This window comes from Pseudoalteromonas sp. OFAV1, assembly GCF_021532595.1.
Taxonomy (GTDB): Bacteria; Pseudomonadota; Gammaproteobacteria; order Enterobacterales; family Alteromonadaceae; genus Pseudoalteromonas; species Pseudoalteromonas lipolytica_C.
In genome coordinates, this window is sequence record NZ_JAKGBG010000025.1 from 1 (window position 1) to 18,237 (window position 18,237).

Consider the following 18,237-nt stretch of genomic DNA (forward strand, 5'->3'; position numbering starts at 1 on the left):
GTGATGGACCAAGCCGGTTTTGATGCAATCAATGCTGATACGACAGAACGTGTATTTGGTTTATTTAATGAAACTCACATGCAATACGAAGCAGATCGCGCGAACGACGTAGCGGGTGAGCCGTCACTTTCTGAAATGACAGCAAAAGCAATTGATGTATTAGATAACAACGACAAAGGCTTCTTCTTAACTGTTGAAGCAGGACGTATTGACCATGCTCACCACGCAGGTAATGCCTATAATGCATTGAGCGATACTGTTGAGTTATCAAAAGCTGTACAAGTTGCTCTTGATAAAACCAGCATCGAAGACACGTTAATCATCGTAACAGCTGACCACAGCCACGTATTTACCATTGCAGGCTACCCAAAACGTGGTAACCCAATCTTAGGTAAAGTGGTACCAGTTGGTAGTGATGAGCCATCACTTGCCGCAGATAACATGCCATACACAACCGTTGGGTATACCAATGGTGGCGGTTTCCGCGACTTAGGTGACGAAACAGATGCTGATGTAGGTTATAACTTTGCGCCAGTGACCGGTCGTGTTGATTTAACTGATGTTGATACAACCACACCAGGCTTCCATCAAGAAGCTGTTGTACCACTTGGTTCTGAAACACATGCAGCAGAAGATGTGGGTGTGTATGCAGTGGGCCCAGGTGCACATTTAGTAACAGGTACTAATGAGCAAAGCCTTATTTTCCACGTGATGGATTATGCCGCCGACCTTGTTAAGCAAGCCGATGCTAAATTAGCACAGTAATGAGTTATTGGGAGGCTTTGAGCCTCCCTGATTTAATCAGTTAATTAAAAATCAAATATAAAGAGAATCCCGTGAAAGTAGCTATCTTAATTGCCTCATTACTAAGCCCATTAGCCGTTGCTGGGCAATGCGATATGAACACAGGTTACACGCAAGCTGACTATAAAGTCACTACAGCTATTGTTGCTAATAAGCAGCAGACTGAAAATACTTTTACACTTTGGCGTACACCACATCAGGTGGCTAAGCAAAATCCACAGTTTATTGAGCTGTGGCAACAGTTACGTAATCAACAAGTTCGCCCAATCCGTTACTTCCAAGACGCACAGCGTGGTATTGAGTATCAACCATCTGAAGTACAAGGTGAGCAAGATTGGAGTAGTAAGTATCAGCTAGTAAGCGATAAATTTTTAGCCTCTATGACGCACCAAAAAAGCACCGGTGAAGGTTGTGAGCTAACAGAGTATTACACCCAGCAGCAAGGCCAAAGCAAAGTAGAGCTAAGCTGGCTTGCCAATCAAAAATTACTAAAATCACTTCGAATTTCAACACCCAGCTATAGCCGAGAGATTGTGTTAACAGCCAGCAATCATAATCAACAAGATGTACAGGCAGAGTTTGCGAAATGGGATAACTATCAAACAACCGATTACGCAGATATCGGTGATAATGAAAGCGATCCATTTTTAGCCAAAATGATTAACCAAGGTTTTGTTGAACATGGTGCGAGCGGTTTTTATGATGCGCAAGGTAATCAGCTCAAAGGTGAGCATGGGCATCATCACTAATTAATTATTGCAATGCCGCTTTTTTAGCGGCATTTTTGTCTCTGTAACTTAGCGTTGCTAGCGCTGTTCATTGTCTGTTTTAGCTAAGGCAAAATTACGTACTTTAACGAAATACCACAACTATTGTTTGGTTTGATTGGTAAATTTAGAGATTGTTGCTTAAGTTTAACCAAGGAGGAACAGCCATGACAAAAATAAATACAAAGCACCCAGCAGGTACTTTCTGTTGGGCCGAGTTATGCGCGAAAGACTGGCAAGCTGCAAAGCAATTTTATACGCAACTTTTTGACTGGGGTTTTGACGATCAGCCAATAGGCGAAGATATGTATTACACCATGCTGCAAAAGCAAGGTGATGATATTGCCGCTATGTATCAACTGCCAGCAAGTATGAGCGAGATGCCAACCCATTGGTTATTATATATTGCTGTTGATGATGTTGATCAAAGCACAGAGCTTGCAAAATCATTAGGTGCAACGGTTTTGGCAGGGCCACATAATGTAATGACAGCAGGTCGCATGGTGATGCTGCAAGAACCGGGCGGTGCAACATTTGCCTTATGGCAAGCGGGTGAGCATATCGGAGCTAAACGAGTGCAAGAGCTAAACTTGCCTTACTGGTTTGAGCTTGTGTCGAAAGACATGCAAAAAAGTCGCGACTTTTATTGTCAGTTATTTGGGTGGCAGTTTGAGGTGAAACCCATGGAGGGCATGGACTACACCTTATTTACCATCGATGAGCAACCGATTGCAGGCATGCTTGAAATGACCAGCGAATGGCCCGATGACATTCCATCTCATTGGATGCCATATTTTGCGGTAGCAGATTGCGACCAGGCAGTCGCCAAAGCAACGCAGCTTAATGGGGCTATTTGTGTGCCAGCAACAGACATCCCAGATGTTGGACGCTTTAGCGTTATTACCGATCCCCAAGGGGCCGTATTTTCCATTCTTAAGTCAACCATTGATGAATTAACTTAAGCCCTTGGTTTTTGCCAATCTGTCCCAAGGTATATATATACTCAAACCACCTGAAGATGCAGAACCTCGCACCTTGAGGTGGTTTGGGTATAGAAAAGCCAATTAAGGAGCAGATTGATGACTAAGCATGTGGTGGTTACAGGGGCCAATAAAGGTATTGGCCTTAATTTTTGTAAACAGTATTTAGCTCAAGGTTACCGTGTTAGTGCAGTAGTTCGCACTCCAAGCGAAGAGTTACAAGCACTCGATGTAAAAATTATTAGCGACATTGATGTATCTAACGCCGATGATGTTGCAACACTTGCCAACTACTTACACGGCGACAAAATTGATATTTTGGTTAATAACGCCGGTATTTTTCATAACGAAACATTAGCTGACATGGACTTTGCTGCCATCGAAAAGCAAATCAGCGTTAACAGTATCGCACCAATTCGCATTACTCATGCATTACTGCAAAGCTTAGGTATTGATGCCAAAGTGGCGATGATCACATCTCGTATGGGCTCAATTGCAGATAATAGCTCGGGCGGTTACATTGGCTATCGGATGTCAAAAGCAGCACTTAATGCCGCCAGTGTTAGTTTGGCCCATGAGCTAAAAGAGAAAGAAATTGCAGTAGGGTTATTTCATCCAGGCTTTGTACAAACGCAAATGGTTAATTTTGCCGGCGACATAAGCCCCGAAACTGCGGCAGAGCGGCTCATTAAGCGTATTGATGAATTAAACCTAAGCAACACTGGTGGGTTTTGGCATTCAAATGGCGAAACGCTACCTTGGTAGTTGTTTTTTCTGCTTTTTTTATCTTCAGCTGGTTAGTAGTGATTAAGCTGCTAACGGCTGATAACTTTCGCTAATTATTGAACTTATAGTTTGCTATACTCGTACAATTGAAAGTCATTTTGATGTAGAGAAAAGCACATGGAATTAGAGCAAAATAGCGATTTAACCCTTCCACTTTTTTATTTCGATGAAAATCTTCACAGCCGCGATATCGAATCTCCAGATTTATTATTACATGTAACACTTAGCGAAGAGTTACTCGCACAGCTTTGCCAAAACCCAGCTGTTGATAGCAGTGTCGCAATTGCCATTAATGAATACCGTCTTGAAGCGTTAAATGATGATTATCAAGTATTAATTGATGGTGAGCACAGCGCGCAACTGAGTTTAGTTCGTGGGCCACTATTAAGCGCTATGCTTAGCTGCGACAACGACCAAACCTTTGTGTCGCCGCAAGTAGATATGATGCCAACCTTCGATTTAGGTGATGACATTGAAGATATCGAGGAGGAAGGATGAGAAAACTCCTCACTACCGTATTTGGTCTCATTCTGTTAAGTGGCTGTGCTTATTTGGGTGCAGCACACTATGATAAATTGTTTGGTGAAGAGCAACCAAGAGAGCGTGTTGTTGCTGCATCAACCTTAGAAGGGGCTGAGTTTTTAAATGATGTAAAGCCTGTTCTTGATACTCGTTGTGTGGTGTGTCATGGCTGTTATGACGCACCGTGTCAGCTCAAGCTATCTTCTGTAGAAGGTATCGACCGTGGTTTAAGTAAAGAGCGTGTTTATGACGGCACACGGTTATTAGCGCAAGAGCCAAGTCGCTTACTATTTGATGCGACAACGACCGCTCAGTGGCGTGAGAAAGGTTTCACTCCAGTACTCAATGAAAGAATCCAAACAGCAGAGGCAAACCTTACCGGAAGCGTGCTTTACAATGCCTTAGTGCTTAAGCAAAGTAGCCCATTGCCTAAGCAAGCTATTTTAGGCGATGAGTTTGATTTTTCACTCGATCGTGAGCAAACATGTACCACAATGAGTGAGTTTGACTCATTTGCTAAGGATAACCCGCACAGCGGTATGCCTTATGGGTTGCCTGGTATTTCAACTGAAGAGTTTCAGCATCTGGCTAAGTGGCTTAGAAAAGGCGGCTATCTTGCTCATATAGATCCTCCTGAAAAGGACGTACTAAAACAAGTTGAACGCTGGGAAGCATTCTTAAATCAAGATGGTTTAAAGCATCAGCTTGCCGCTCGCTATATTTATGAACACTGGTACTTAGCGCATATTTATTTCCCTGAGCATGGCGATAAACATAGCTACTTTAAATTGGTGCGCTCTTCGACGCCGCCGGGTGAAGAGATCAAACACATTAGCACCCGTCGCCCATATGAAGACCCTAAAGTTGAGCGAGTTTATTATCGTTTAATGCATGACCGTTCGACTATTTTAGCGAAAACACATTTACCTTTAGCATTAAATGACGAAAAGCTTGCACGCTTACATTTACAATTTATTGAAGCTGATTATCAAGTAAACAAGCTACCAAGTTATAAGCCTGAAGTGGCATCAAACCCGTTTAAAGCCTTTGCTGCAATTCCAGTAAACTCACGTTATCAATTTATGCTTGATGAAGCTGAGCTTATTATTATGGGCTTTATTAAAGGGCCTGTTTGTCGTGGTCAAATTGCGTTAAACGTGATTAACGATCAGTTCTGGGTAGGTTTTGCGAAGCCTGAAATGGCGGCGACACCGAAAGTCGGTGAAATGTTGTTACAACATGAAGATGCGCTAGCCTTGCCTGCAGAAGAAGAAAGTAATGCTTTGCCGATTTCTAGCTGGGTGAAGTATTCAAAACGCCAAAACAAATATTTGTCTGCCAAAGTTGCACTGGCAAATAAGATGTTTGCCAACGGTCAGCACCTCACAACCGATTTACTTTGGCAAGGTGATGGTCATAACCAAAATGCAGCGCTGACGGTATTTCGTCATTTCGATAGCGCAACGGTTGTTAAAGGCTGGATAGGTCAAGAGCCAAAGACCACTTGGATACTCGACTACGCGTTATTTGAACGTATTCATTATTTGCTGGTGGCGGGTTTTGATGTGTATGGCAACATTGGTCATCAGTTATTAACTCGTTTGTATATGGACTTTTTACGCTTAGAAGGTGAAGCAAACTACCTTGCATTATTACCAGAAGCTAAACGTAAAGAAATTAAAGCCCAGTGGTATCGTAAATCGCCACCTAGCCTAACGAGTTTCTTTGAAGATGAGTTGTCGTTTAGTCAGCCTACAGGCATAGAATATAAAACCGCAGATCAACAGTCTGAACTTTATAATATGCTCAAAGAGAAGCTCAAACCAATTTTGAGTCCTCGCTACGACTATACGAAAGTGCCTGAACCACTGGCGAAAATTAACGATCTTCCTGTTAAAGCAGTTAACTTGCTGCCACAAATTTCGTTTGTGTTGGTCAAAGACAGCGATGATAAACATAAAGCCTACACCTTGATCCACCATAATGCTCATTACAATATCTCGAGCTTATTGAATGAAGAAGGTCAGCGTGCTTATGATGAAGATACCGTAACAATTGTGCCTGGATTTATAGGTGATTACCCAGAAGCAATTTGGTACTTACACAATGAACAGCAGGTTGCTGCATTTGCATCTGGGCTTGCAAAAATAACAGATGAAGCTGCCTACAGAGAGCTAAAAAGTGAGTTTGCTATTCGTCGCACGCATCCACAGTTTTGGCAATACAGCGATATTTTACACCGTGTAGCGAAAGAGTATCGCGGCGTCGAATTTGGTTTGTTTGATTATAACCGACTTGAAAATAGGTAAATTAATTTACCTATTTAGCTGATATTTAAAGCCCACCTTGAGTGGGCTTTATTGCATTATATGATCTACAATTACTCTAAAAATAAACGAGTAAAACATGTTTAAGTTAGTCACAGATATACGCAGAAGATATCGCTTCGGATTGTTAGCGATAGCAATTTTGATATCAACTTCAGCGGCGTTGATCCAAACCCTTTTGTATGTGCAAAAGGGAGATGCGAAAGTGATTAACATTGCAGGTAAACAGCGCATGCTTTCGCAAAAGATAGCTCTTTACGGTAATGCGTTAATTTATCATGAAGCTGATAGCTTTCAGCAACAGCATCGTCGATTGCTAGAGCAGGCGGTCGATCAGTTTATTGCAGGTCACCAGTTTTTAATTCAGCAAGATAGTGAAGGTGATTATATTTATCTAAACGAATCATTACAGGCTCACTACTTCTTACCGCCCACAGCTCTTGATGCCCACGTTAAACGCTACATCAGTAAAGCCCAGTTACTTCTCAATAGCCGCGAAAATTATTTAGAAATAGACAGCTCACTATTTGCCAGTAATCAGCTTGAAGCCTTACTTACAAAATTAGATCAAGCCGTAAAGCTCTTAGAGCAAAAGTCAGTGCATAAGGTCACACTACTTGCCGTTCTCGAAATGATGTTCTGGGTTATTGCAATGGTATTACTACTCATTGAGTTACTATTTGTTTTTAAACCAATGGAGAATCTAATCACAAAAGCACTTACAAGTTATAAAGAACAAAAAGATTATGCAGAACAGGTAAATAAAACTAGAGAGCGTTTTATTGCTCGCACTAGTCATGAATTTAGAACACCTTTACAAGGATTAACAGCATCCATAGAGTCTCTTGATATTAAAGAAGAGCAAAAGCTGGCTCAGCAACAAGCACTATATTGTGCTAACCGCTTGGTGGTGATGTTAGATGAGTTGCTTGATTTACAAGAAATGACTACAGGCCAGTGGCAGCCTAAACTTGACCAAGGCAACTTGTTAGAAACATTAAAACAAGCGATTGCACCCTATGAATACGCTTGTCACGAGAAAAAGATTACTCTTAGCGTCAGTTTATCTGATTCGCTTAACAGCGAATTTATTACTGATCATCCGCGGTTACAACAAGTCGTTGCTGAATTGATAAATAACGCGGTTAAATTTACGCCGGTGCAAGGGCGAATAGCAATTACAGCGACTAATCAAGGCAAGCAACGCCTGCTATTAGAAGTGCAAGATAATGGTAAGGGGTTTGACGAATTACCCTCAGATATACAAGATAATGAAAATAGAACTGAGCAACATTTTCAAGGCTTAAAAACAGGGCTATTGCGAGTCAAGCACATTGTTAAAGCATTAAATGGCGACATTCAATTTTTTAATGCGCAGCCACAAGGCGCCAAAGTGGTTATAAATCTTAACTTCGTAAGTTCACCGGGCATAGAACAGTCTGCAAAGTTGCCAGGTGCTTTAAACTGCTTAATTGTTGAGGATAATCCTCTTAATGCCACGATACTAGGTCGCATACTTAAGCATTTTAACTACAGTTTTGACGTTGCTGAAAATGGTTTAATCGCCACAGATATGGCCTTGCATACTCAGTATGATGTAATTTTTATGGACCTAAATATGCCCGTAATGGATGGTTTTAAAGCGATAGATATCATTCGTAATGAGCAAGGACAGCAAACCCCAATCTTGGTTGTGACAGCGAACACCTCTAATGATGATTTACAACGAGTATATGAACTAGGGGCTAATTTACACGTATATAAACCGATTTCTGCTGACTCGGTCGAAAAAGCCCTCAGTATTTTATTTACCGAGAGCTCACAGGGATAAACCGGTATTTAGTTAGTTACTTTGATATCGCCGACACCCACTTCAACGTCAATAGCATATTGACCATTACCACGGTAGCTTGAGTGAGAGCTGACAACTTTACGACTAGTGTTTGCATCATTTTTTAACCCACGAATTTTGGTATCGCCAACGCCCGTATCGAGTTCAATACGTTTATAGTCGTCAAGCGCACTATCAATTCGAACGGCACCTACGCCTAGCTCAATATCTACCGAGTTGCTAGCGTCGTTAATTTCAATATCACCAACACCCAGCTCAACATCAATGGCCATTGACTTCGGCATTTTTACATACCAGCTTTGTTGAATGTCATCGTTATCTAGTTTTAAGTTCAACGACCCTGCGCTTTGTGAATGGCTTAATTCGATATCAGATAAATCAACCTCAGATCCAAACCAACCTTTATCATTTTTAGGCTCAATACGAACAGTAACGACCACTTCGCTGCCGTCATAGTTTTCTACTTCTAAGCTGCCTACTGGAAAATCAATTTCAAGCTGGCTTGCACCACTCACTGCGAAGTTATGATTTAATTCACGTGAATCTTTCGCCATTGCGTATGTTGTTGTTAGTGCTAAGCCAATAGCTGCTACATAAAGTAATTTTTTCATTGTCTGTTTCCTGTTGATGACCTTTTATACCTTAGTCGCAGCTATGTTCAAAAAAGGTTTAAACGATTTTTATTTTTTTGTTGAATGTTGTAACGTCAGGCTAGTAATAAGCCGGAATGAGGATTCATAGTGCAATATGTTCAGTTGGTTAATGTTAATGCCAGCCTTAAGGGGCAGGGTAATGAAGAGTATCGTTTACGTGATTTAAGTTTAACTGTATCAGCAGCGCAGCAATGGGTATTACTGGGTGAAAATGGAGCAGGAAAATCAGCAGTAGCAGCTGTCATTGCAGGTTGCTCGCGTATTGAGCAAGGCCAGTTTACCAATAACTTTGCACGAGTTGCTGTGGTGTCACCTGATAGACAAAAGCAATTATTGGCCGATGAGCTAAATAAAGATCAGGATGATATTATTGATGGTCTTACGCCGCTAAGCACAGTTAAAGACATTATTTTGGCCGCCAGAAGCGACCATGACATTGATACTGAGTTACTTGAGCTACTCATAAAAACATTTGATTTTGATAGTAAAATGAATAATGCATTTCGTGACCTATCAACCGGTGAAACGCGAAAGCTGATGCTGATCCAAGCGCTAATTGGACGCCCTGAGTTACTTATTTTGGATGAACCGTTTGATGGTTTAGATGTAACAGCACTGCAAACTCTTAATCAGTTATTAGCTGAATTAAGCAAATACACGACGATGATTTTTGTCCTTAACAGGTTGAGTGAAATCCCTGACTTTGTTGATCATTATGCGTTTATAAAACATGCTCAGATCACTCACCAATTAGCGCAGCCAACGAAAGAGCAACGCCAAGATCTTTTTAAATTGCTACATTTAGCGCAAACCGAATTAAACGTGCCCGAGGCAGATAACGACCATCAAGCGCCAGCCTTAACTGATCCCATATTAGTAAAACTTAAAGATGCCTCTGTAAGTTTTGGCGGAACCGTTATTTTTGAAAAGCTAAACTGGCAAATTAATCAAGGTGAACATTGGCAGTTAACGGGTAAAAACGGCTCGGGTAAAACTTGCTTACTTAATCTAATTACAGGCGATAACCCGCAGTGTTATAACAACGATATTAAGGTGTTTGGCTATCAGCGCGGCAGTGGCGAGAGTATCTGGCAAATTAAACAGCATATTGGTTATATTTCAAATGCCTTGCATATGGATTATCGCGTTAATATAACAGCGCTTAATACCATTGTATCGGGTTTTTATGACAGCATTGGTCTTTATCAAAAAGCCACTGAAACACAGCTATCAATCGCTAAAAAATGGTTAGCCTTACTAGGGTTAAACGACAAACAAAATAGCTCATTTAGCCAGCTTTCTTTTGGCGACCAACGCTTATTATTGATAGCGCGAGCTATGGTAAAACATCCTAGTTTATTGATTTTAGATGAACCATGCCTAGGTCTTGATGAAGCGAATAGGCAACGCGTGTTGTTACTGATAGAAAAAATCTGCGCCGCGGGTACCAGCACTGTGGTTTACGTTAATCACCATGCCAGTGATAAAATTGCAGGCATCGACAACTATTTAGAGATGGCTGATTTCACAAAAAAAGCGCCATAAGGCGCTTTTTGCTGATGTTTATATATTAGATACGGGTAATGGTGAAACCTTTATCTGTTAATTGTTTTAATAAACCATGTTGCTCAGGTAAGTGTAAAGCACCTACAGCTATGAACAGTTTTTCTTTACCAATGCGAGTCGATAGTTGCTCAACCCAGTCATTATTGCGATCAATCAGCATAACCTGCTCACTTAATTCACCGTATTGTGAGTCGTCAAAACTTTCGTTATAAAAAGAGGTTAACGTTTTCATGTCGCCTGACTTCCACGCCTTAATCAGACCTAAAAAGTAGGTATCGACATCAGCGAGTTGCTCAAAGGTTTCCTCAATCATTTTGTCGTTCATGATCGCTAGGTGTTCAAACATTTCCATTTGTCGTTCTAGAGTTTCTAACTCACCTACGGCAATGTTATTTTCTTTAGCGTAAGCAAGAACCTGTTTGTCTATCCCATATTGATCTGAAAATCCAACGCGTTGAAATTCCATTTGCATCATCGTAATCATAACCGCCCAAGGTGCTAAGTTCTTAAACATTGCGATATCAATTGATTTGTCAGCAAAGTACTTTTGCAGTTTCGCATAGTTAGCTGGCGATAATTCTGACTGTAAGGTTTTACCATCTTTTAGCATCATAAATGGCAATGAGCGACGTTGCATCTCCATAGGAGATATTGAGCTAATATCCACTTCAACAATCACTTTATCACTATTATCAAGGGCCTGAGTTACTTTGTTTGGCAAGCCTTTCATGCTGGTATCACCCACATGAACAGTGCCAAATAAATAAGAGGCAACCCCGTTTTTTTCTACCTTCCATAAGCCAGGTTCTGCAAAAACATGCTGACTAAAGCCAAGCACTAAAACAAGACAAAACAAAACCTTGATATGCTGAATGAGTTTCATAACTTTCCTTTTAAGCTGTCGTTATTTTCAATACTAAACTAATTTTTTGTTGGTCGTTAAATTAAATCGCTCTCAAATAGAAATTCAGCAATATCCTAGATAAAAATTAATCAATCATTTAATGGCTTATTACGAGGTATGAAATTTCAAAAAACGAACGATATCGAAAAATAAATCCGTAATAATTGTTTTTGCGCATATATTTTTCTTTAAATTCGCGTTTGCCTTGTTTTTTTGAATTGATTTTTATGTTGACTTAACGGGCTTGTCGCGGTACTAATAGAAAAAGGCAGCGGGATGGCTAGATTTCCGCTACAAATGAACAGAATTTGGTTACAGATAATGCTTACTAACAAACTCACTCTTATTCTAATTAACGTCGTGGTGATTATTATTACCGCGGGGGCTAGTTAGTGCTTGGAGAAAAGTAAAGCATTTAAAAAGCCCCCCGCACTCAATAGTCCGGGGGGCTTTTTCGTTTAAAGGGTTTGAATCGCAGCAAATACACAATGTCACTGAGGAATGAGGATTTACGATGACAGGCGCAGAGTTAACAATCGATTTATTAGCCAAACATGGCGTTAAGGATGTTTTTGGATACCCAGGTGGTGCCATCATGCCTATTTACGACGCTTTGTACGGTGCGCCAGTCAAGCATTACCTGACACGCCATGAGCAAGGTGCTGGTTTTGCGGCCGTAGGCTTTGCACGTAGCACGGGTAAGTTAGGTGTGTGTTTTGCAACATCGGGCCCAGGTGCAACTAACTTAATCACTGCACTTGCCGATGCCATGATGGATTCAGTGCCATTACTTGCTATAACAGGGCAAGTGCCAACCGCTGCGATAGGCTCAGATGCTTTTCAAGAAGTGGATGTGTTGGGTATGTCATTATCATGCACAAAGCACAGCTACATGGTTGAACGTGCAGAAGACCTTGCCGAAATCCTGCAAGAAGCCATCCACCTAGCACAAAGCGGTCGCCCTGGCCCTGTGTTAGTTGATATCCCCAAAGACATTCAAATGGCGCAAGTGCCATTCCACCCTTGGCTAGCTGCAGAAGATTATTTACCTAAACTAGAACCGAACCAAGTTGCTATAGCAAATCAAATCTTAAGCGAAGCACAGCGCCCAGTAGCCTACGTGGGCGGTGGCGTACAAGCCGCTGATGCGCAAAACGAGCTTATGCAGTTTTTAGAAAAAACACATATGCCTGCGGTTTCAACCTTAAAAGCGTTAGGTAGTGTGTTACCTGATTACGATTATGACTTAGGTATGCTAGGTATGCATGGCGGTAAAGCGGCTAACTTAGCGGTGCAAGAATGTGATGTATTAGTTTGTATCGGCGCCCGTTTTGACGACCGAGTAACTGGCAACTTGAGTAAGTTTGCGGCAAAAGCAAAGGTGATCCACTTAGATATCGATGCTGCTGAAGTAGGTAAACGCAAGCCTGTAAAAGCGTCGTTAGTGGCAGATTTAAAAACCTCATTACCGCAACTTGATTGTTTTGTGACACCTGACGAGTGGTTGACTCATATCGAAAGTATGATGAAAGAGCATGCTTGGCGTTACGACTACCCGGGCGAAAAAGTATTTGCTCCATATTTGTTAAACCAACTAAGTCAAAAAATGCCATCAACCGGCGTGGTGTGTTGTGATGTTGGCCAGCACCAAATGTGGGTTGCGCAGCATATGAAATTTAGCCACCCAAGCAATCATTTAAGTAGTGGTGGTGCAGGTACTATGGGCTTTGGTTTACCGGCAGCGATTGGTGCCCAAGTTGCTCGCCCAAATGATTTTGTGATCACTGTGTCAGGTGATGGCTCAATCATGATGAACATTCAAGAGCTGGCAACGATTCGTCGTAACAACTTACCAGTTAAAATTTTAATCTTAGATAACCAGCGTTTAGGCATGGTACGTCAATGGCAACAGCTATTTTTTGAGGGCCGTTATTCTGAAACCAATCTTTCGGATAATCCTGATTTTGTAGCACTTGCGGCAGTATTTGGTATTCCAGGTCAAACCATCACTAAAGCAGATGAGGTCGATGCTGCGGTTGATGCGTTAGTGAAAAGTGAAGGTCCTTACATTTTACATGCTTGTATTGATGATAAAGAAAATGTATGGCCGCTCGTACCACCAGGTGCAGCCAATGATGAAATGATGACGGAGACAGTAAAATGAAACACACCCTAACGATTACATTAAAAAATCAAAGTGTCGCAGTTGAGCGCTTTTTACGCGTTGTTCGTCATCGCGGTTTTGATTTAACAACAATGAACCTAGAAATGGCTGATGGAACTTTTCATGTCACCATGACAGTCGACAGCGATAAGCCAATTTATTTACTAACATCACAGTTAAATAAATTGGTTGATGTAAGACAGGTCAGCATTGAAAACCAGTTTCACCAACAGGCAATGTAACAACGAATAAACTAATTCAACAGGTCGCTTAAGCGCTAAAACGACGGTTAAGCGAATAAATAAATTTTTGGAATGAGGAAGTCAGTGGCATGCCACTGCAACAACTGAGGTAATTATGGCTAAATTAAGAAGTGCAACAACAACAGAAGGTCGCAAACGTGCAGGTGCGCGCGCACTATGGCGTGCAACGGGGATGACAGATAAAGACTTTGGTAAGCCGATTATCGCAGTTGTTAACTCATACACTCAGTTCGTTCCTGGTCACGTTCACCTTAATCAGTTAAGTGAACTAATGGCCGAAACCATCACCGAAGCAGGTGGTGTACCAAAAGAGTTTAATACCATTGCAATCGATGATGGCATCGCAATGGGTCACGGCGGTATGCTTTATTCACTGCCATCGCGTGATTTAATTGCTGACTCAGTTGAATACATGGTTAATGCACACTGTGCCGATGCCATGATCTGTATTTCTAACTGCGACAAAATCACCCCAGGAATGATGCTGGCAGCGCTTCGTTTAAACATTCCAGTTATCTTTGTATCGGGTGGGCCAATGGAAGCGGGTAAAACACGCCTTGCTGATATCGATATCAAGCTCGACTTGGTTGATGCCATGGTTAAAGGGGCTGATACCTCTGTGAGCGATGAAGATTCAGAAAAAGTAGAGCGCTCAGCGTGCCCTACTTGTGGCTCGTGTTCAGGTATGTTTACTGCCAACTCAATGAACTGTTTATTAGAAGCGATTGGTCTGGCACTACCGGGTAACGGAACCACACTTGCAACGCATAAAGACCGTAAGCAGCTGTATGTTGAAGCGGGCGCACGCATTGTTGATTTATGCCGTGAATACTATCAAAAAGATAATGCAGCGGTATTACCACGTGCTATTGCAAATCGCACCGCTTTTATGAATGCGATGGTGGTTGATATTGCCATGGGTGGTTCATCAAATACGGTGCTTCACTTATTAGCTGCGGCGCAAGAAGCAGGTGTAGACTTTGATATGTCGCACATCGATGAGCTGTCTCGCAAAACACCATTCCTATGTAAAGTGGCACCCGCGACAAACAAATACCACATTGAAGATGTTCACCGTGCTGGTGGCATGATGGCCATCATCCGAGAGCTAGGCAAAGCTGGTTTAGTTGATTTATCAGTTGATCACGTAGCAGGTCATACTATGGCTGAGATGGTTGCTAAATGGGACGCGACCGATCCAAGTAACGAAGTGGCGCAAAAATTCTATAAAGCGGGCCCTGCAGGTATTCGAACTACAAAAGCAATGAGCCAAGAATGCCGCTGGCCAGAACTTGATAATGACCGAGAAAACGGTTGTATCCGCAGTGTTGAAAATGCTTTTCGTCAAGATGGTGGCTTAGCTGTGTTATCGGGCAACCTTGCCCTTGATGGCTGTATTGTTAAAAGCGCCGGTGTTGTTGAAGAGATGCTACATTTTGAAGGCCGTGCCGTTGTTTATGAATCACAAGATGATTCGGTAGAAGGTATTTTAAATGGCGAAGTAAAAGCGGGTGATGTGGTTGTTATTCGCTACGAGGGGCCAAAAGGTGGTCCGGGCATGCAAGAAATGCTGTACCCAACAAGTTACTTAAAATCGGTTGGTTTAGGCGAAAAATGTGCGCTTATCACAGATGGTCGTTTCTCAGGTGGTACGTCGGGCTTATCAATTGGCCACGTTTCGCCAGAAGCAGCAAGCGGCGGTGCAATAGCCTATGTTGAAAACGGCGATAAAATAATCATTGATATCGCGACCCGTGAAATCACTTTGGCGTTGTCTGATGAAGAGCTTGAAGCGCGTAAGCAAAAACAATTAGCGCGTGGTAAAGATGCATATAAACCATTAAATCGTGAACGCTATGTATCGCCTGCACTTAAAGCCTATGCGTTACTTGCAACCAGCGCAGATAAAGGAGCTGTGCGCGATTTAGCTAAACTTGAGGAGCTAAGTTAATTATGGTGTCCCAAGAGCTCGATTATTTTCGCGCTATCATCCAAGCGAACATGGAGCCGCTTGCAAAAGTCACTGAGGTCAGCGAAATGGCTGAACTCAGTACGCGATTAGGCAATCATGTGTGGTTAAAGCGTGAAGACCAACAACCGGTTTATTCATTTAAGCTACGTGGTGCTTTTCATAAACTGGGCAAGCTGCCAAAAGGGTCTGATGTGATCACGGCTTCAGCTGGCAACCATGCACAAGGCGTAGCACTGAGTGCCTCTTTTTTAGGGCATAAAGCAACTATTGTGATGCCAGTTACAACACCCGAAATTAAAGTCAATGCAGTGCGTGCTTTAGGTGGTGAAGTGGTATTACACGGCCATCATTTTGATGCGGCAAAAGCCCATGCTTTAGAGCTCACAGAGCAGCGCAATGGGGTATTTGTGCCACCGTTTGATGATCCTGATGTGATTGTTGGCCAAGGTACGGTTGCCCGTGAATTAATGCAACAGCTTAATGATCTTGATGCAGTCTTTATTCCTGTGGGGGGCGGTGGCTTACTTGCAGGCATGGCGGTGTACATTAAATCTTTACGTCCCGATATCAAAGTTATTGGTGTTGAAGCCGACGAGAGTGCTTGTTTAAAAGCTGCGCTTGAGGCTGGCAAACCCGTTGAGCTTGACCGTGTTGGCAGCTTTGCGGATGGCGTAGCAGTAAAAATCATCGGTACAGAAACCTTTCGTTTAGCGCAAAAGTTTTGTGATGAAGTTGTCACTGTAACGGGCGATGAAATCTGCGCAGCAATGCAAGATATCTTTGTTTCAACCCGTGCTATAGCGGAGCCTTCAGGAGCACTATCAACTGCGGGTTTAAAGAAGTGGTGCCAACAAAATGGTGTGAAAGGCTTAAACGTAGCTGCGATTTTATCGGGTGCAAACTTAAACTTTGACCGTTTACGTTATGTTGCTGAGCGAACTGCGCTTGGTGAAAAGAACGAGGCACTTCTTGCCGTAACTATCAAAGAAGAAAAGGGCAGCTTCAAGCAGTTTTGCGCTTCTTTAGGTGGGCGTGCAATCACCGAATTTAACTATCGTTATGCAGGACCAGGCGAAGCACAAATTTTTGTTGGTATTGCTTTGAGGCAAGGCCAACAAGAGCTTGATGAGCTGAAAGGCGCACTGACTGAAAATGGTTATACGTTTTGCGATCTATCAGATAACGAGCTGGCTAAATTGCATATTCGTTATATGGTGGGTGGTAAAGCACCGGCTCAGTTGCATGAACGTCTGTTACGTTTTGAGTTTCCTGAATACCCAGGTGCACTAGCGCGCTTCTTAGATACACTAGGTAGCAATTGGAGTATCACTTTATTCCACTACCGCAATCATGGTGGGTCGATTGGTAATGTTCTGGCTGCCTTTGCTATTGAGCCGAGTGATTATGAGGTATTTAACGAGCACTTGAACCGGTTGGGTTATAACGTTCAAGATGAAACTAATAACCCATGTTTTACGCAATTTTTAACCACTCAAGGCCAAGAGTTAGCTGATGTAAAAGCGGCTAATCAATAAAACCGATTTAAGGCTCCTTTTGGAGCCTTGATTTTTTATTGGTTTTTCCTATAGTTAATGGATGGTTTTCAAGCAAGGATGATGCGTGCGTGGAACTCGCTATTACCTAGGGTTACTTTGTTTAATGTGCAGCTTGAGTGCATTGAGTAAGGATAAGGTTACCCTACAATTAAAATGGACTCATCAATTCCAATTTGCTGGCTATTATGTGGCATCACAGAAAGGCTTTTATAAAGAAGCAGGCCTTGATGTAACAATTTTACCCGCCGATCCAAACGACCCTGATACCTTCCCTAAAGTGTTAAGTGGCAAAGCTGACTTTGCAATTACTCACTCAGGCATATTGCAAAAGCGCCAACAAGGAGCGCCAGTTGTTGCCTTAGGAGCCATATTGCAGTTTTCACCTTATTGTTGGATGGTGAAAAATAACTCAGATATTTTTCAGCCTCGAGACTTTGTAGGCAAGAAGATCAGTAAAGTCAGCTCGTTGGAAAACGCCGAATTACTAGTCATGCTTCGTAAAGCTGGATTAGATTATCAACATTTAATAGAGGCAAGCGCCGAAGGAGGAATTGAGCAGTGGCTTAATGGTGAGCTTGATGCGGTGCAAGTGTATGTTACCAATGAACCTTATACAATGACGCTGCGTGGTGTAGGGCACCGATTAATCTGCCCACAAAAGTTTGGTCTAAATGTGTATAGCGATATTTTATATACTTCAGAGTCGATGCTCAAAGCTAATCCTGATGTTGTTAACCGCTTTTATCAAGCAAGTATTAAAGGCTGGCGCTATGCATTACACAACATGAATGAGACGATTGCATTGACCAAAAAGCACTATGCGGTTCATAAGAGTATTCAAGAACTTGCCCATGAAGCTGATGTGTTGGTCAATTATATTCAGCCACCAGGAATTAACATCGGCAATATGTCGATGGCTAAATGGCGATTGATTGCTGACTTATATGGACTCAGCCAAGATGAGTTTGATCAAACGTTTGCCGGTTTTATGTATCAACACCAGCAAGATGAGGGATTAGAATTATCGTGGATGCTGATTTTAGCAATTTTATTAAGCATTGCCTGCATTCCATTATATATCCACTTGAACAGAAGTAATCTGCGCTTGTAAAAACTGTTAT

Annotated in this window: 15 protein-coding genes; 13 read left to right on the forward strand and 2 right to left on the reverse strand. The window is 42.1% G+C overall.

All coding sequences use genetic code 11. The features are described from left to right. From L1267_RS14080 to L1267_RS14110, 7 genes are all read left to right on the forward strand, one after another. Positions 1 to 765, forward strand: a 765-nt coding sequence (locus L1267_RS14080; protein WP_235383205.1) for an alkaline phosphatase, incomplete at its 5' end; no start/stop codon positions are given. Between the two features lie 71 nt (positions 766 to 836). After that, positions 837 to 1,553: a hypothetical protein gene (locus tag L1267_RS14085; protein WP_135922801.1), complete on the forward strand. Its 717-nt coding sequence runs from the start codon at positions 837 to 839 to the stop codon at positions 1,551 to 1,553. 185 nt (positions 1,554 to 1,738) lie between these two features. Further along, the gene (locus tag L1267_RS14090; RefSeq protein ID WP_235383206.1) at positions 1,739 to 2,533 is read left to right on the forward strand and encodes a VOC family protein; all 795 of its coding nucleotides are present in this window, start codon (positions 1,739 to 1,741) and stop codon (positions 2,531 to 2,533) included. A 117-nt stretch (positions 2,534 to 2,650) separates the two neighbouring features. Then, entirely contained in the window at positions 2,651 to 3,316 is a 666-nt protein-coding gene (locus L1267_RS14095; RefSeq protein ID WP_235383207.1) for an SDR family oxidoreductase, read from the forward strand. A 138-nt stretch (positions 3,317 to 3,454) separates the two neighbouring features. After that, a complete protein-coding gene (locus L1267_RS14100; protein WP_135922798.1) occupies positions 3,455 to 3,835 on the forward strand; it encodes a hypothetical protein in 381 nt (126 codons plus the stop codon). Beyond that, complete coding sequence (locus L1267_RS14105; RefSeq protein WP_235383208.1) at positions 3,832 to 6,168, forward strand: fatty acid cis/trans isomerase; 2,337 nt, start codon at positions 3,832 to 3,834, stop codon at positions 6,166 to 6,168. Before L1267_RS14100 ends, L1267_RS14105 begins: the two co-directional genes overlap by 4 nt. 97 nt (positions 6,169 to 6,265) lie before the next feature. Next, positions 6,266 to 8,017: a hybrid sensor histidine kinase/response regulator gene (locus L1267_RS14110; RefSeq protein WP_235383209.1), complete on the forward strand. Its 1,752-nt coding sequence runs from the start codon at positions 6,266 to 6,268 to the stop codon at positions 8,015 to 8,017. Between the two features lie 8 nt (positions 8,018 to 8,025). Here the strand turns inward: L1267_RS14110 and L1267_RS14115 are convergent, their stop codons facing one another. After that, positions 8,026 to 8,649, reverse strand: coding sequence for a hypothetical protein (locus L1267_RS14115; RefSeq protein WP_199527134.1), 624 nt, complete (start codon positions 8,647 to 8,649; stop codon positions 8,026 to 8,028). A 129-nt stretch (positions 8,650 to 8,778) separates the two neighbouring features. Between L1267_RS14115 and L1267_RS14120 the strand changes: the two genes are divergently transcribed. After that, entirely contained in the window at positions 8,779 to 10,236 is a 1,458-nt protein-coding gene (locus tag L1267_RS14120; protein ID WP_235383210.1) for an ATP-binding cassette domain-containing protein, read from the forward strand. 25 nt (positions 10,237 to 10,261) lie between these two features. On the opposite strand, the gene L1267_RS14125 is transcribed toward L1267_RS14120, so the two are convergent. Beyond that, positions 10,262 to 11,140, reverse strand: a complete 879-nt coding sequence (locus L1267_RS14125) for a TraB/GumN family protein (RefSeq protein ID WP_199527135.1) — start codon at positions 11,138 to 11,140, stop codon at positions 10,262 to 10,264. A 535-nt stretch (positions 11,141 to 11,675) separates the two neighbouring features. Between L1267_RS14125 and ilvG the strand changes: the two genes are divergently transcribed. The 5 genes from ilvG to L1267_RS14150 all read left to right on the forward strand — a co-directional run bounded on the left by ilvG (position 11,676) and on the right by L1267_RS14150 (position 18,227). Beyond that, entirely contained in the window at positions 11,676 to 13,325 is a 1,650-nt protein-coding gene (gene ilvG / locus L1267_RS14130) for an acetolactate synthase 2 catalytic subunit (RefSeq protein WP_235383211.1), read from the forward strand. Beyond that, entirely contained in the window at positions 13,322 to 13,567 is a 246-nt protein-coding gene (ilvM, locus tag L1267_RS14135; protein ID WP_135922791.1) for an acetolactate synthase 2 small subunit, read from the forward strand. Before ilvG ends, ilvM begins: the two co-directional genes overlap by 4 nt. 115 nt (positions 13,568 to 13,682) lie before the next feature. Beyond that, positions 13,683 to 15,539 carry a dihydroxy-acid dehydratase gene (ilvD, locus tag L1267_RS14140; protein ID WP_235383212.1) on the forward strand — a complete coding sequence of 619 codons (1,857 nt, stop codon included), beginning with the start codon at positions 13,683 to 13,685 and terminating at the stop codon, positions 15,537 to 15,539. Between the two features lie 2 nt (positions 15,540 to 15,541). Then, positions 15,542 to 17,095: a threonine ammonia-lyase, biosynthetic gene (ilvA, locus tag L1267_RS14145; RefSeq protein WP_138557995.1), complete on the forward strand. Its 1,554-nt coding sequence runs from the start codon at positions 15,542 to 15,544 to the stop codon at positions 17,093 to 17,095. A gap of 124 nt (positions 17,096 to 17,219) precedes the next feature. After that, complete coding sequence (locus L1267_RS14150; RefSeq protein WP_235383246.1) at positions 17,220 to 18,227, forward strand: ABC transporter substrate-binding protein; 1,008 nt, start codon at positions 17,220 to 17,222, stop codon at positions 18,225 to 18,227. The last annotated feature ends 10 nt before the right edge of the window (positions 18,228 to 18,237 follow it).

Excerpts from the sequence above, each read along its gene's own strand:
- L1267_RS14090 (WP_235383206.1), top strand. The coding sequence starts at position 1,739 with ATGACAAAAATAAATACAAAGCACCCAGCAGGTACTTTCTGTTGGGCC.
- L1267_RS14095 (WP_235383207.1), top strand. The coding sequence starts at position 2,651 with ATGACTAAGCATGTGGTGGTTACAGGGGCCAATAAAGGTATTGGCCTT.
- L1267_RS14100 (WP_135922798.1), top strand. The coding sequence starts at position 3,455 with ATGGAATTAGAGCAAAATAGCGATTTAACCCTTCCACTTTTTTATTTC.
- L1267_RS14105 (WP_235383208.1), top strand. The coding sequence starts at position 3,832 with ATGAGAAAACTCCTCACTACCGTATTTGGTCTCATTCTGTTAAGTGGC.
- L1267_RS14110 (WP_235383209.1), top strand. The coding sequence starts at position 6,266 with ATGTTTAAGTTAGTCACAGATATACGCAGAAGATATCGCTTCGGATTG.
- L1267_RS14115 (WP_199527134.1), bottom strand. The coding sequence starts at position 8,649 with ATGAAAAAATTACTTTATGTAGCAGCTATTGGCTTAGCACTAACAACA.
- L1267_RS14125 (WP_199527135.1), bottom strand. The coding sequence starts at position 11,140 with ATGAAACTCATTCAGCATATCAAGGTTTTGTTTTGTCTTGTTTTAGTG.
- ilvG (WP_235383211.1), top strand. The coding sequence starts at position 11,676 with ATGACAGGCGCAGAGTTAACAATCGATTTATTAGCCAAACATGGCGTT.
- ilvM (WP_135922791.1), top strand. The coding sequence starts at position 13,322 with ATGAAACACACCCTAACGATTACATTAAAAAATCAAAGTGTCGCAGTT.
- ilvD (WP_235383212.1), top strand. The coding sequence starts at position 13,683 with ATGGCTAAATTAAGAAGTGCAACAACAACAGAAGGTCGCAAACGTGCA.
- ilvA (WP_138557995.1), top strand. The coding sequence starts at position 15,542 with ATGGTGTCCCAAGAGCTCGATTATTTTCGCGCTATCATCCAAGCGAAC.
- L1267_RS14150 (WP_235383246.1), top strand. The coding sequence starts at position 17,220 with ATGTGCAGCTTGAGTGCATTGAGTAAGGATAAGGTTACCCTACAATTA.